The sequence below is a fragment of the Longimicrobiaceae bacterium genome (assembly GCA_035696245.1).
Taxonomy (GTDB): domain Bacteria; phylum Gemmatimonadota; class Gemmatimonadetes; order Longimicrobiales; family Longimicrobiaceae; genus DASRQW01.
This window is the reverse complement of the sequence record DASRQW010000013.1, coordinates 1-14,214: the sequence shown is the minus strand read 5'-3', so window position 1 is coordinate 14,214 and position 14,214 is coordinate 1. Positions and strand designations below refer to the sequence as shown.

The following is a 14,214-nucleotide window of genomic DNA, read 5'->3' as shown; positions in this document are numbered from 1 at the left end:
CTGGATGCGCTCCGTGGCGTTCGAGGGCACCACCAGCGCCTCGTCGCACAGGTCGCGCATGCGCCCGCCGTCGCGGCCCGTGAGCGCCACCGTCACGGCGCCGCGCTCGGCCGCGGCCTCCACGGCCATCACCACGTTGGGCGAGCTGCCGCTGGTGCTGATGGCGACCAGCACGTCGCCGGGGCGCGCCATGCTCTCGACCTGGCGGCGGAAGGCCGTCTGGAAGTCGTAGTCGTTGCTCCAGCAGGTGAGCGTGGGCGCGTCCAGCAGGTGGTGCGCGGCCAGGCCCGGCCGGTCGCGCTTGTAGCGGGCGACCAGCTCCTCCACCAGGTGCATGGCGTCGCACGCGGAGCCGCCGTTGCCGCACGCGTACAGCCGGTTCCCCGCGCGGTACGCATCGGCGATGCGCCCGGCCACGCGCAGCACGTCGGGCGCCATGTCGCGCATGGCCAGCTTCACCCGCGCCGAGTCTTCCAGCGCGTCGCGGATCAGGTCGAGCTGCTCGGTGGGGCTCATCTGTGCGTGAGAACGCTCGTGGAGTGCGGATGCGGACGCGCGCCCGGCCAGCACGCCGCGGCGCCCAATCTATCGCCTCGCGCCGCCGGAGGGGAGCGCCGCCCGCGTGGCACCGCCGTTGCGCTCTCCCGGTGCGGCGCGGGGCCTCCGCCGCCGCACGCCCCGAATCCACCGAACCGGACGGCAGATGCACCGCAGCACCCCACGGCAGACGCACGGCTCCGCACACGTCATCCCATGCGCGGAGAGGCGCGGCCCCGCACATCCTGCCTCCGGATTGTCGGACGCCGATGCGATGCGCCCCATCCCCCGCATCTCCATCTCCCGTCGCGCCGTCGCCGCACTCGCCCGCGCGATCCGCCCGATGCGCCCCAACGCATCCGTCGAGACGCCGCCCCAGCACCGCGCCGCCGCTGAAGCCTCGACCACCCCCGCAGTACGTCCCTTCTCCCGCTTGCGCGAGAGGGTGGCGGCTCTCAGGCCGCCGGGTGAGGGCCTGCTTCTCCTCCTGCTCGCCGCCTGCCACCACGAAGGCGCTGCCGTCAAGGCGTCGCGCAGCATCGCGTTGCCGGCGGCGGTGCATGCGGGCGCGGGGCTGCGCATCGACGGACGGGGGCGGGCGTGGATCGTGGAGCCGGGCCGCGCGACGGTGGTGGACACCACGCCGAACCGTCCGCCGTCCACCATGACGGTGGGGAAGGGCGTTCCCATCCCCGCGCCGCTGTGGGACGTGACGGGCCGCCTCTACGCCGACAGCGGCTCCGCGGCGGTGTCGCTGCTCGAGGCGGCGACGGGGCACGCCGGGCGAGAGCGGAACTGGCGCCCCGCCGGCCCTCTCGCGCGCGATCCCAAGGGACGCTGGATCTACGCCGCCGTCCGGCACGGCGGAGTGATGGGCCTGGGGCCCGTGCAGCTCCTGCCGCGCTGGGGCTGGCCGGAAGCCGGCCCCGCCGCCACCGCGCTCGCCGTCTCCCCCCTGGGCGACCGCGTGTACCTGGCGCTCGCCGCCGACACGGTGGAGGATGCCGACCCCGCCATCCGCACCCTCGACGCGCAGTCCGGCCGCATGCTGGGTACGGCGGACGAGGACCTGCCCGTGCGCTTCCTGGCCGTGGGGCGCGAGGAGACGGTGTTCGGGTACGCGGAAGGGGGCGGGAAGGGGAGCGTGTTCGCGCTGAAGCCGGGCGCGGGCGGGCTGGCCGAGCGGTGGCGCGTGAGCCTGCGGCAGCTGGAGCTGGAGGCGCCCGTGCGGGTGCGGCTCTCGCCGCGGGGCACGCGGCTGGCCGTGTTCTCCACCGCGGCCGACGGCGGCGGCCTGCGCGTGCTGGATGCGGCCACGGGCGCGGTGGTCTCCAACGCGGAGAAGCCGCCCCTCGACGCCGCGTTCGACGCCGGGGGACGGCTCCTGCTGCTGTATCCGCGCGAGCTTACGCTGGTGCGCTGAGGCAGGACCTCAGTGGCCGGTGCCCACGTTCTTGCCGCGCATGAGCAGCGCGCCGGCGATGAAGGGCAGCAGGTTCAGGCCCACGCTGAACATGGCGGCGTGCAGCAGGAAGTGGTTGCCGCTGAAGGCTGCGTAGATGAGCGCGACCAGGCCGGGCAGCACGATGATCACGCCGGCAACGAGGAGAAGCTTCATTTCAGGCTCCGAAGGGGATGTGCCGCTTGCGTCCGGATCGGTTGGGGCAGCCGGCGCGCCAAACTAAGCGGCCCCCGCGCCCCGCGGCAAGACGCCGGGCGCATCGCCCGTGCCAGCGTGCGCGAGAGGGCGCGGAGGCTCGCCGGGAGATGGCGGGGGCGCTTGCCCGTGCGCCGCCGCGGGGCGAGCTTCGTGCGGCGCGGGCGGCGGTGCCCGCGCTCCACGCCACGACCCGCAGCCCGGCAGCATCCGAATGAGCGAACCGAACCCCCGCGGCCTTCCGCATCCGCCTCTCGGCACCATGCTGGCGCGCGGCGCCCGGGTGCGCTGCGCTTTCTGCGGCGGCGGGCCGCTGCTGGAGTCGTGGTCCCGCCCGCGGGCCCGCTGCCCCCGCTGCGGGCTGCGCACGGATCGCGGGAAGCCGGACTTCTTCCTGGGCGCCATGGTCTTCAACATCGCGCTCTCCGAGGGCGTCCTCGCCCTGCTGATCGTGGGCGTCCTCGTCGCGATGCACCCGGTGGTGCCGTGGAACTTCCTCCAGTACGGCGGCGTCGCGCTGATGGTCCTGGCGCCCATCGTCTTCCTGCCCGTCTCCCGCACCCTGTGGATGGCCATCGACATCCTCCTCCACCCCGTCACCCCCGACGAGCTGGAGCACCCCGAAGCCGCCGGCCTCCCGCCCGACACGAGCCGCTGATCGGGAGATGCGGGGCCGCGCATCTCCCGACACCTCGCATCTCCGCTCGCGCCGTCGGTTGCCTCCACGTCGGATGCGGACGCGGAACGCAGCGATCCCATCTCCCGATCCGCATCGCCCGGCCGTTCCGCAGACCTTCAATCCGCTCCGCCTCCGCCGACCCGCACCCTCCCGCAGCGCGCAGCGCGAGTGTGCCGGACGATCGGCCGCGACGCCAGCCGCTCGACCCCTACCAAGCCCGGGCATGCGCCAAGGGCCGCCTTCCCCCGCTTGCGGGGGAGGGCAGGCGAGTTTTACGAGCCGGGTGAGGGCCTCCCTGGCACGCCCAGTGCAGCCCTCGCCGCGCTTCCACACGCGCATCATCTCGAGCATCCACGAATCTCCGGAACGGCGGGCACATGGCGGACGAGCTGCGGGGCAGGGCCGCGGTGGTGACGGGCGGCAGCAAGGGAATCGGGCGGGCGATCGCCCAGGCGCTGGCGGGCGCGGGGCTGAACGTGGTGATCACCTCGCGCCACGAGGACGAAGTCGTCGCCGCCGCGCAGGAGATGACGGCGGAGGGCGGCGGGCGCGTGCTGGGCGTGCGCTGCGACGTGCGCGACCACGACGACGTGCGGCGGATGGTGGAGACCACCGTTGCCGAGCTGGGCGGCCTGGACGTGCTGGTGAACAACGCGGGCGTGGGCGGCTTCGCGGCGGTGGACGAGATGGACGTGGACCAGTGGGACCAGATCCTGGAGACCAACCTAAGCGGCGTCTTCTACTGCTGCCGCGAGGCCATCCCGCACATGCGCGGCAAGGGGGGGTGGATCATCAACATCGCGTCGCTGGCGGGGAAGAACGCGTTCGCGGGCGGCGCGGCGTACAATGCCAGCAAGTTCGGCCTGGTGGGCTTCAGCGAGGCGCTGATGCTGGACGTGCGGCAGCACGGCATCCGCGTGAACTACATCATGCCGGGCAGCGTGAACACGTACTTCAACGGCAAGGAGCCCTCGCCGCAGAACGACTGGATGATCCAGCCCGAAGACATCGCCCGGCTGGTGCTGGAGCTGCTGCGCTTCCCCTCGAACGCGCTCCCGTCGCGTATCGAGATCCGCCCCAGCGCCCCGCCGCAGAAGTAGCATGGACCTTCGCTCGATGCTCCGCCGCGTCTTCGGGCGGGCGGACGACGGCGCGTGGGAGCCGGGCGACGTCTGCTCGGTCGATAGCGGCGACGGCACGTTCGCGATCGTGAAGGTGCTGGCGTTCACGCCCGGCATGGTGCACGTGCGGCTCTACCGCGAGCACTTTCCCGAGCGGCCGTCTGCCGTCTCCACGGCAGACCTCTCGCTGGGCACCGTGCACGACGAGACCTTCGGCATCGGCCACGTGCCGCTCACCGCGGCGACCTTCCGCTCGTGGAAGCCGGTGGCGCACGGCCGCGAAGCGCTGGACGAGGGCGAGGAGATGGATGGCTTCCGCGCATGGCAGGAGCACAGCGGCGGAGCGTTCGGGTTCGGGTGATGCGCGGCGACGCGAGAGACGGAGTGTGGCGGTGAGCGAGCGGAAGACGAAGCCCAAGGCGGTGATCTGGGACCTGGACGGCACGCTGGCCGACGACCGGGCGCGGGCGCACTTCGTGGAGGTGGAGCGGGGGCGGGCGCGCGACTGGGACTCGTACTTCGACGCGGTCGACCAGGACGCCCCCATCGCCGCCAGCATCGAGGTGCTGCACGCGCTGCGGGCGGCCGGGGTGCGCATCATCTACCTGACCGGCCGGCCGGAGTTCACGCGCGAGAAGACCGAGCGCTGGCTCAAGGCCAACGGGCTGGACGAGTACGACCGCCTGGTGATGCGCCCCGCCCACGGCGACTGGCGCCCCGCGGGCGAGATGAAGACCGAGAAGATCGTCGAGCTGCGCCGCGACTTCGAGCTGGTGTGCGCCTTCGAGGACCGCATCGACGTGGCCGAGGCGCTGCGAGTGGCCGGTGTCCCCGTCTTCCTGTACGGCGCCGGCATGCAGGCCGCCGCCGAGGCGCTGGAGGCGCAGGACGCCCGTCGCCTTTCCGGCGCGGGTGAGAAGGACGGCGCGGAAGGCTGAGGCCCCACGTTTCCGAGGACGAGAATGGGGCCGGTGGAGACCCGGCCCCACTTTCGTGGCGTGCTGCCGCGCTGCCCGCCCGGGGTCGCTGCCCCGGGAGAAACTCCGGTGACGTTCAACCGGGAGAAGCTGTCCGACGTATGTCACCCTGCGAACGCATTCTAGAGCTCTCGGGCGCAGTGGAGCAGCGACCGCTTAGCAAGGGCCGAACTGAGCGTCCTCAGAAGATGTAAGCCACCGGCAAATGGTCGCTCAAGTACAGATCGAGGACGGCCCCATTGACGGCCGCCGCGCCGCTGCGAATCGCGAAATCGTATTCGCTGGTCGGGTTCGTGGCCGGGTACGTGGGGCTGGTGGCCGGGCAGACGACGCTGCCCACCGGCGCGAACGCATCGGGCACCCGGTTGAAGTCCCCAGCAACCACCCACTGAAGCGCGCCGGTAGCACCTTGGGCCGCGGCAACCAGACCGGGTGCGTCGGCGCCACCCGGGGAGATGGCGTGACAGGAAAACACCATAGCTCCCCCCGTACGCAAACCCAGCACGGGCCGCCACGTCGGGCCGCCGGCCGGCCACGCCAGAACGACGTCGCCCGGCGCGGGAACACCCTGCCGCGTCACGATGGCGAGGTTGACGCGATTCCCGAGGATGTCCCACTGGTGGAAGGCGACCCACGCGGCAGGGCGGCTCTGCGTTCCGCCCCAGGCGTAGACCTCTACGGACGTTGCGACTCCTGCGGGCGACATGAACGGAGCCGAGAAAAGCAGCGTCCCGCTTGGCGGAGCACCTCCGCACTCCTGCAAGCATATGACGTCGGGGCGCCAGGGGTAGGTCGATTGCATCAGGTTCAGCACGCCCGTCTGCCACTTCACCTCAGTGCTGGCATTGCTGCCCTGCATGTTCCAAGTGGTCACGTTCATGGTCGGACACCCTTCTGTTCAGGTAGGTGGTTGGGCACCGGCGGACAGGCCGCCGTTCAGAAGCGGCAATGGATGATCAACGCTGCCTTACGGCACACCGTTGTTGCTGTTCGATACGAAGAGCCGGCACCCATTGGGGCCTCGTAGAGGTAGCTGGTGAGTGGCATACCGATAACGTCCTGATGTTCTCGTTCCATGAGGATGCCGGACCGCGGAGGTGCGGTCCCGGTGCGTCGGTGTTTGCGGTCAGCCGGCGCCGGCCGCCGGCCCGTCGGGGGCGGGATACTCCACCAGCAGCCGTACCAGGTCGCTCTGCGCCGGGACCGCGTGCGCACGGACGCCCTGGGGCCAGCTCCACCCCTGGTCGGCGTCGAACTCCAGGGCGCACTCCGCGCCGGGCGTGAAAGTGACCAGCACGCCGGGACCGGTGGACGTGGCGACCACCGTTCCCGGCGGCGCCGGGTAGGGCGAGACGAAGAGCAGGAGTTTGGGAAGCGGCACCACGATCTGGAGCCATCCCCCGTGCAGCGGTGCCACGTACAGCGGCGTGGCCTCGCCCCCGGCCGTGCAGGCCAGCCCGCCCGTGAGCGGGCCGGCCGTGGTGTTGAGCAGCGAGATCGCGTCCGCCGCTCCCCACTCCCGCATCTCGCCGCCACCCCCGGCAAGCCCGGCCACCAGCGTCTGCCCCGCGCGTGCGGGAACGTGGAAGCCGGGCTCCACGCGGACGCCGTCCAGCAGCGGAGGCGTTCGGGGCGAGGTGAAGGCCAGGAGCTCGCGCGGAAGCTGCACCCTGGTGTGCATGGCATACTTGTCCGTCTGGAGCCACGGCGCGGGCCGGCCCGCGCCGTCGGCCGAGCGCACCGCCGACAGGCCGTACAGGAAGCACCCCGAGGCGGCGAGCGCATCCAGCGTCTCCTGGCTCATTCGGACGGAAACTTCGGGAGCGGAGTCGGTCATCGGCGGCCTCGCGCGGAGAAGGTGAGGTAGGCAGCGCCGCGGGCATCCGCCGCCGGCAAGAGCGGCGGACGCCCGCGGCCGGGGTCACACGCTCGCCGGCACCTGCCCGCCGATGAGAAGCGGGACGAGGTCGGTGTTCGGGTCCAGCACCGTCCCCCACACGGCCAGGTTGTTGCTCCAGCCCGCGTTCAGGTCGTACGCCACGGTGCGGGTGACCGTGCCCGAGGCGTCCGCGGGGGCACCCGTCAGGTCGATGAGGATGCCCTGCGAGAACGACTTCTCGATGACGGTGCCCGTGTCGACCGTGCTGGACGCGAACATCAGGAAGACCTTCTCCACGGGGACCATCTCGTCCTCGTTGTGGCCGAAGAGCGGGAATACGGCCAGCGGGGCGTAGGTGCCGTCGGCCTGGAGCAGCGAGAGCCCGCAGGAGAAGGGCGTGCTGGTGCCGTTGTTCACCGAGATGCTGTCCGCCGGGCCGCCGTCCACTACGGTGCCGGTGCCCGTGGAAGAGTCGACGTTGAGCACGGACGTGAGGGCCGCGTCGTAGTCGTTGTCCACCGACACCTGGGTGTTGGGGCCAATGTCGGCGGTCCGCGACGTGAACACGCGGTACGACTCCGACCACTTCACGGCGGTGTTCAGGCCAAACGTGCCGGTGGCGAACCATACCACGGGCCTGCCGGTGCCGGGCCCGGTCACCGCCTTGAACCCGTAGAGCTGGTACTCCTGCCCGCTGAGCGTGTCGGCGGTGGCCTGGTCCATCGTGATGTTCACCTGGTACTTGCTGGCGCTGGGCATGGTGTTTCTCCGGTAAAGAAAAGGATCGGGTGGTGCGGACCCCTCGGTGGGTCCGCGGCGGGCGGGAGATCGGTCCGGCGGCCGCGCGGCGTCTCCTTCCCGGGTGCATCGCGAACTGGCGGGTTGCGCTCGTTCGCCATGCTGCGTTAACTATGACCGGCACGCCTCAACCTCCTGTCCCGCCGCTGTATCTCCGCTATCAACCACATCTGATGTTTGCTCTCAATCTGTTGGGCGGGGCTGCGTTGACCGGCGTGAACGGACCGGTGGACGGCAAGGCCGCGCACAAGCGCCGCATCGCCCTATTGGCGATCCTGGCCGTGGCGCGGGGCCGGACCGTGGGGCGCGAGCGGCTGATCGGGCTGCTGTGGGCCGACCACCGCACGGCCGCCGCGCGCCACCTGCTGTCGGAGTCGCTGTACGTGCTGCGGAAGGAGCTGGGCGCCGGCGCGTTCGTGAGCGCGGGCGACGAGGTGGGGCTGAACGGCGAGGTGGTGCGCAGCGACGTGGAGGAGTTCGAGGCGCACATCGACCAGGGCGCGGTGGAGCAGGCCGCGCGGCTCTACCGGGGGCCCTTCCTGGACGGCTTCTTCGTGCCCGGCGCGGCGGAGTTCGAGCAGTGGGCCGAGGGCGAGCGGGCGCGGCTGGCCCGGACGCATTCCCGCGCGCTGGAGTGCCTGGCGGATGCCCGCGAAACCGAAGGCAGCCCCGCCGAAGCCGCGGAGTGGTGGCGCCGCCTTACCGTCCTCGACCCGTCCAACAGCCGCGTGGGCATGCGGCTCATGCAGGCGCTGGACGCCGCGGGCGAGCGCGGCGCGGCGCTCTGGTTCGCGCAGTCGCACGTCGCCTACCTGGACGCCGAGGTGGGCGTCGAACCCGACGACGACTTCCTCGACCTCGTGGACCGCCTGAAGACCGAGCCCGTCCGCGTCCCCAAGCCCGCCTCGCCGGCCTCCGCATCCGTCGTCCCCTCCGTTATCACCGGACCCGCCGTCCACGAGCACGCCTCGTCCCCCGAGCCGGGCGTGTCGCCGGCCGGGAACGAAGCGGGTTCGGGAGATGGGGATCCGGCCGGAACGGGAGCGGACGCCCAGGCCGTCAACACGTTGGCCGAACCGCCGCCGTCGTCCGCCGTGCAGGGTGTCGATGCCGTTCCCGTTTCCGTGGATGGACTTGCGGCGGCGACGGGCGAGCGGGACACCGGGGATCGCCCACCGGCCGTCGCAGGATATGCCGGCCCAGACCACGTGGCGGAGCGGCCCGATGGCGCGTCGGAGCGCTTTCCCGTGGACGAGCCGGTGGGCGTGGCAGATGTGGCCGCGCCCCGCGGGGCCGCGCCGGAGTTCGGTGCGGGCCGGCGGGGCGCGGAAGAGGAGGCGCGGCGGGTGGGATGGAGGGCGAAGTGGCGGGCGAGGGTGCGACTCGGGGCCGCGGCGGGGCTGATGCTGGGTGCGGTGCTGGCGTTCGCGCGGCGGGGAGAGGAGCCCGCGCCGCCCGTGGCGGGCGGGTACGATCCGCGCCGCATCGCCGTGCTGTACTTCGACGACGACAGCCGCGGCGGCGAGCTGGGCTACCTGGCGGCGGGGCTCACCGAGTCGCTCATCCACGCGCTCGGCCAGGTGCCGGCGCTGGAGGTCATCTCCCGCAACGGGGTGAAGCCGTACCGCGGCGGCACGGTGCCGCTCTCGCGCGTGGTCGCGGACCTCCAGGCCGGCACCGTGGTGGAAGGGAGCGTGCAGCGCTCCGGCGACAGCGTGCGCGTGACGGTGGACCTCGTGGACGCCCGCACCCAGGCCCACGTGGAGAGCCGCACGCTCACGCACGCGCTCCGCGACGTCTTCTCGCTCGAGGATGCCCTGGCGGACTCCGTCTCGGTCTTCCTGCGTCGCCGCGTGGGAACCGAGGTGCACCTGCGCCGCACCGCCGCGGAGACGAAGAGCGCCGCGGCGTGGCGCGCCGTGCTGGAAGCCGAGCAGGCGAGCGACGACGCGGCGAGCCTCCAGAAGTCGGACGACGCGCTGGCTCGGGACGGCGTGCTGCGCCTGCTGGACCGTGCCGACTCGCTGCTGGCGGCGGCGGAGCGCATGGACCCGGAGTGGACGCGCCCCACGGTGCAGCGCGGCTGGATCGCGCTCCGGCGCGCGCCGCTGGTGCGCGAGACCGCGGGGAGCCAGGCCGCGGCGCTTTCGTACGCGGGGCGTGCCCTGGCGCTCCGGCCGGCGGACCCGCTGGCCCTGGAGCTACGCGGCAGCGTGCGCTTCGCGCAGGCCCTAGCGCCCGTGGACAGCGCGGGACAGACCGCCGGCGTGGAGGCCGCCGAACGCGACCTGCGCGCGGCCATCGCGGGCGACCCGCGCCTGGCGGGCGCCTGGAGCCAGCTCAGCCAGGTGCTGCGATACCGCGGCCGGGCCGCCGAGGCGGCTTCCGCGGCGCGGAAGGCCATGAGCGAGGACGCGTGGCTGGACGACGCCGACGCCATCCTGTCGCGCCTCTACTTCGGCGCCCTGTACGCGGCCGACTACCCGCAGGCGCGCAGCCTGTGCGCCGAGGCGCACCGCCGCTTCCCCGCGGACTGGCGGTTCGTGGAGTGCCGGCTCACCCTGCTGCGCGCCGACCCCTCGCGTCCGGGGCGTCTCGACGAAGCCCTGGCGCTGCTGGCCGAGCTGGACCGGCTGGACCCTCCGGAGCGCGCCCGCCGGCAGGGCCGGCCGTACAGCCCTGCGTTCCGGCTGGCGGTGGCCGCCGCGGTCGCCGCCCGGGAGGGCGATGCGGACGCGGCACGGGCCCTCCTCGCCCGCGCCCGCGGCGCCGCGGGGACGGACCCGGACCTGCGGGTTTCGCTCGCGTACGACGAAGCCGTGGTGCGGCTGCGGCTGGGTGAGGCCGGCGCGGCCCGCGCGCTGCTCCGGTGGAGCTTCGCGCGGCGGCCGGCCCTGCGGCCGTTCGCCGCCCGCGACCCCCTGCTCACGCAGTTGCCACGGCAGCCAGCGCCGGCGAGGGAACAGGCTCCGGCACCGGCGTCGCGATGACCCCGTTCCCGTCGGACCACAGCACGTGGATGGACGAGTTGGGCGACTGCATCTGGTACTCGGAATCCGGCATGTGGGCCACGGCGAACGGAAGCGTGGCGCCGTCCACGGGCGTGGCGTCGTCGCCGTCGTCGTCTCCGTCGTCGGGGACCTTGCCGTACCACTTCTGCGAGAGGTTCTTGAGCGCGGCGGCCGCGTCCCACATGGACTTGGAGGCGTAGTACGGGAGCAGGAACTTCTCCACCGCCGCCTCACTCCAGAACACCGCGTCGTAGCCGTGCGCCAGGTCCATGGTCTGGCCATGGCAGTCGACGACGATCACCGCCGTGGGGTGCGGCCTGCCCACCCCCTGCTCGAACGTGTCCACCTCGAACAGGTATCCGCCTTCCGGCGGCTCCGAGTAGATCTCCAGCCCTCCCTCGGCGCTGGCGGCCACGTACATCGGCTTGCCCTCGGGCCCGCGGATGCTCTCGGCGGCGTCGGCGGCGCGGCGCAGGTCGTGGGCGTTGATCTTGAGCCTGGGCTTGAACACGATGGGATCGGTCGGCATGTGGGGGCGCCTCCTGGTTGGGCGGCGGGGACGATGGCAGAGCGCCATACGGCATCCCCGTCCGGTCCCTCCACGTTAGCCGGTCGCCCTCAACCTCCTGTGGTGCTGCTCTCAACCCGTTGCACCGCAAGGTCATGCGCCTGCCCTCACTTTTCGCGGGCGTGTGCCGCGCGGCTCGCGGGCCGGAGGGCGGGACGATCCCGCGGTCTTTCGCGGCGCGGTCCCGCCCGCCATCTTGACGGGCTTCTCGCGCGGGGTGCGGGCACGCACGGGCGCGAAGGAACCGACTCCAGAGAACCGACCCGAGGATCATCCCCATGTCCGATAACGCAACTGGCGGCTTCCGTACCGAGAAGGACTCGCTGGGCGAGATGCAGGTGCCGGCCGACGCGCTGTACGGCGCGCAGACGCAGCGCGCGGTGGAGAACTTCCCCATCAGCGGCCTTCGTTTTCCGCGGCGGTTCGTGGCCGCGCTGGGCACCGTGAAGAGGGCCGCCGCCCAGGCCAATCGCGAGATGGGGCTGCTGGACGCGGGCGCCGCGGACGCCATCGAGCGCGCCGCGGACGAGGTGGTGAGTGGCGCGCTGGACGCGCACTTCGTGCTCGACGTCTTCCAGACGGGCAGCGGCACCAGCAGCAACATGAACGCGAACGAGGTCATCGCCCACCGCGCCGCGCAGCTCCGGGGCGAGGGCGCCAAGGCGGTGCACCCCAACGACCACGTCAACATGGGGCAGAGCTCCAACGACGTGATCCCCACGGCCATGCACGTGGCCGCCCGCGTCGCCATCCACGACGACCTGATCCCCGCGCTGGAGCGGCTGCGCGACGCGCTGCTCGCCAAGGCCGAGGAGTTCGACGACGTGGTGAAGAGCGGCCGCACGCACCTCATGGACGCCACGCCCGTGCGCCTGGGCCAGGAGTTCGGCGGCTACGCGAGCCAGGTGGACCACGGCATCCGCCGCCTGCGCAACGCCAGCGAGGAGCTGGCCGAGCTTGCGCTGGGCGGCACCGCGGTGGGCACCGGCACCAACGCCGTCCCCGGCTTTCCCGCGAAGACCATCGAGAACATCTCCCGCCTCACCGGGTTGGCGTTCCGCGAGGCCGAGAACCACTTCGAGGCGCAGGGGGCCAAGGACGCGTACGTCTCCGCGTCGGGCGCGCTGAACACGCTGGCGGTGTCGCTGCTCAAGATCGCGAACGACGTCCGCTGGCTGGCGAGCGGGCCCACGTCGGGCCTGGCCGAGATCACGCTGCCGGCCATCCAGCCGGGCTCGTCCATCATGCCGGGGAAGGTGAACCCGGTGATGAGCGAGGCGATGATGATGCTGTGCGCCCAGGTCATGGGGAACCACGTGGCGGTGACCGTGGCGGGCCAGCACGGCAACTTCGAGCTGAACGTGATGATGCCGGTGATGGCGCACAACTTCCTCCAGTCGGTAGACATCCTGGCTCGCGGCTGCGACGCCTTCCGCACCAACGCGGTGAACGGCATCGGCGCCAACCGCGACCGCTGCCGCGAGCTGCTGGAGAAGAACCCGGCCATCGCCACCGCGCTCAACGCGTACATCGGCTACGACGAGGCGGCCTCCGTCGCCAAGGAATCCGCCAAGAACTTCGAGAGCGTGCGCGACGTCGTGAAGCGCCGCGGCCTCCTGTCGGCCGAGCAGCTCGACGAGGTGCTGAACGTCCGCGAGATGACCGAGCCCGGCATCCCCGGCGGCGGTGTGATCGGCGGCGGAGGAGGCTGAAGCTTCATCCTCAGCCTTTCGGCCGACGCCGGATGATCGACGGTGATGATCGACGGTGGATGATCGGGTGGCGTCGAACGCGGATCGTCGTCGGTAGATGACGAGCGACCGATCATCGACGGAAGATCATCATCAGGAGATGGTCGGCGGCAGTTGATCAACCGTGGATGATCGACGGAAGTACATCTACCGTAGATGCATCGACCGCGGTCATCGACCCTGCACGATCCGCGGTAGATGAACAGCAGTGAGATGCACGGCAAACGGCCGGCGGGGGAGATCCCGCCGGCCGTCCGCCTTTCCGTGATTCCCGTCCATTTGCGGAAGCTGGTACGCGTCTCCGTTGCAGCTTACGGTTCAGGACGTATATTGCCGGGCCGGCTCCTCGCCGGGCACACGCCGCGATTCCCCATGCGGCGCCGCTGCGGCACTGCCGGTCCCTTCGGCAGCTCCCCGCGGCACCACACCTTTCGGTCCACCGGAGACACATGCCCCACATCAGGATCCCGCGGCTCGCCGGCGTGCTGGCGGCCGCCGCGCTCGCCGCGCACCCGCTCGCGGCGCAGCAGGGCTGCCGCACGGTGCAGGACCCCGCGCGGCTGCCGGTGCACGGCGCCACGCTGCGGATGGCCCCCGTGCGCTACACCATCGGCGACAGCACCTTCGTCACCAACGTGTACAACGGCAGCTTCGTGGCCCCGTCCCTGGTCATGCAGCCGGGCCAGCGCATGGACCTGCAGGTGGTGAACGCCATGCGGGCCACCGCGTGGCAGGCGGCCGACAAGGTTGCGGACACCAACCAGCACTACCACGGCCTGGTGGTCACGCCGCGCCCCGAAGGCGGCGACAACGTGACCAACGTGCACATCCCCACCGGGGGCCCGGCGCGGCAGTACGACTTCCTGGTGCCCGCCATCCACACCCAGGGCATGTTCTGGTATCACCCGCACCCGCACGGCAGCACCGGCAGCCAGGTGGCGGGCGGGCTGAGCGGCGCGCTGATGGTCGGCAGCATCCTCACCTACTTCCCGCGCTACCGCGGGGTGCAGGAGCGCACGCTGCTGGTGCGCGACATGTCGTTCCAGATCGGCAACACGCTGCTCAACATCAACGGCAGCACCTGCGCGCTGCTGCCGGTGCCCCAGGGCCAGAAGCAGCTCTGGCACATCGGCAACTTCAACGCGAACACCTTCCTGAACCTGAAGATGCCGGGCACGAGCTGGACGCTGCTCGCGCTGGACGGCAACCCCCTGTCCAAGGAGATGCAGATCGATT

14 protein-coding genes are annotated in these 14,214 nt (G+C 71.9%); 8 read left to right on the top strand and 6 right to left on the bottom strand.

What is annotated here, in order from left to right; genetic code table 11:
- Positions 1 to 516, bottom strand: a 516-nt coding sequence (locus VFE05_00490) for an SIS domain-containing protein (protein HET6228519.1), incomplete at its 3' end; no start/stop codon positions are given.
- A 295-nt stretch (positions 517 to 811) separates the two neighbouring features.
- Here VFE05_00490 and VFE05_00485 point away from each other — a divergent pair.
- Positions 812 to 1,960, top strand: a complete 1,149-nt coding sequence (locus VFE05_00485) for a hypothetical protein (GenBank protein ID HET6228518.1) — start codon at positions 812 to 814, stop codon at positions 1,958 to 1,960.
- A 9-nt stretch (positions 1,961 to 1,969) separates the two neighbouring features.
- Here the strand turns inward: VFE05_00485 and VFE05_00480 are convergent, their stop codons facing one another.
- Positions 1,970 to 2,155 carry a hypothetical protein gene (locus tag VFE05_00480; GenBank protein ID HET6228517.1) on the bottom strand — a complete coding sequence of 62 codons (186 nt, stop codon included), beginning with the start codon at positions 2,153 to 2,155 and terminating at the stop codon, positions 1,970 to 1,972.
- A gap of 253 nt (positions 2,156 to 2,408) precedes the next feature.
- Between VFE05_00480 and VFE05_00475 the strand changes: the two genes are divergently transcribed.
- From VFE05_00475 to VFE05_00460, 4 genes are all read left to right on the top strand, one after another.
- Positions 2,409 to 2,852 (top strand): DUF983 domain-containing protein, encoded by a 444-nt coding sequence (locus VFE05_00475; protein HET6228516.1) that lies wholly within the window; start codon positions 2,409 to 2,411, stop codon positions 2,850 to 2,852.
- Between the two features lie 398 nt (positions 2,853 to 3,250).
- Entirely contained in the window at positions 3,251 to 3,973 is a 723-nt protein-coding gene (locus VFE05_00470; protein ID HET6228515.1) for an SDR family oxidoreductase, read from the top strand.
- A 1-nt stretch (position 3,974) separates the two neighbouring features.
- Entirely contained in the window at positions 3,975 to 4,355 is a 381-nt protein-coding gene (locus tag VFE05_00465) for a hypothetical protein (GenBank protein HET6228514.1), read from the top strand.
- A 31-nt stretch (positions 4,356 to 4,386) separates the two neighbouring features.
- Positions 4,387 to 4,932 (top strand): HAD family acid phosphatase, encoded by a 546-nt coding sequence (locus tag VFE05_00460; protein ID HET6228513.1) that lies wholly within the window; start codon positions 4,387 to 4,389, stop codon positions 4,930 to 4,932.
- A gap of 220 nt (positions 4,933 to 5,152) precedes the next feature.
- Here VFE05_00460 and VFE05_00455 read toward each other — a convergent pair whose 3' ends face one another.
- The 3 genes from VFE05_00455 to VFE05_00445 form a co-directional block, all read right to left on the bottom strand.
- Entirely contained in the window at positions 5,153 to 5,851 is a 699-nt protein-coding gene (locus VFE05_00455) for an endonuclease/exonuclease/phosphatase family protein (protein ID HET6228512.1), read from the bottom strand.
- Between the two features lie 246 nt (positions 5,852 to 6,097).
- Positions 6,098 to 6,808 (bottom strand): hypothetical protein, encoded by a 711-nt coding sequence (locus tag VFE05_00450; GenBank protein ID HET6228511.1) that lies wholly within the window; start codon positions 6,806 to 6,808, stop codon positions 6,098 to 6,100.
- An 84-nt stretch (positions 6,809 to 6,892) separates the two neighbouring features.
- Positions 6,893 to 7,609 (bottom strand): hypothetical protein, encoded by a 717-nt coding sequence (locus VFE05_00445; GenBank protein ID HET6228510.1) that lies wholly within the window; start codon positions 7,607 to 7,609, stop codon positions 6,893 to 6,895.
- Positions 7,610 to 7,863: 254 nt separating this feature from the next.
- Here VFE05_00445 and VFE05_00440 point away from each other — a divergent pair, with 254 nt between their 5' ends.
- Positions 7,864 to 10,638, top strand: a complete 2,775-nt coding sequence (locus VFE05_00440) for a BTAD domain-containing putative transcriptional regulator (GenBank protein HET6228509.1) — start codon at positions 7,864 to 7,866, stop codon at positions 10,636 to 10,638.
- Here VFE05_00440 and VFE05_00435 read toward each other — a convergent pair.
- Positions 10,574 to 11,188, bottom strand: a complete 615-nt coding sequence (locus VFE05_00435) for a hypothetical protein (GenBank protein ID HET6228508.1) — start codon at positions 11,186 to 11,188, stop codon at positions 10,574 to 10,576. The genes VFE05_00440 and VFE05_00435 overlap by 65 nt on opposite strands.
- 317 nt (positions 11,189 to 11,505) lie before the next feature.
- Here VFE05_00435 and VFE05_00430 point away from each other — a divergent pair, with 317 nt between their 5' ends.
- A complete protein-coding gene (locus tag VFE05_00430; GenBank protein HET6228507.1) occupies positions 11,506 to 12,939 on the top strand; it encodes a class II fumarate hydratase in 1,434 nt (477 codons plus the stop codon).
- 488 nt (positions 12,940 to 13,427) lie between these two features.
- The coding region (locus tag VFE05_00425; protein ID HET6228506.1) for a multicopper oxidase domain-containing protein at positions 13,428 to 14,214 on the top strand (787 nt) is incomplete at its 3' end.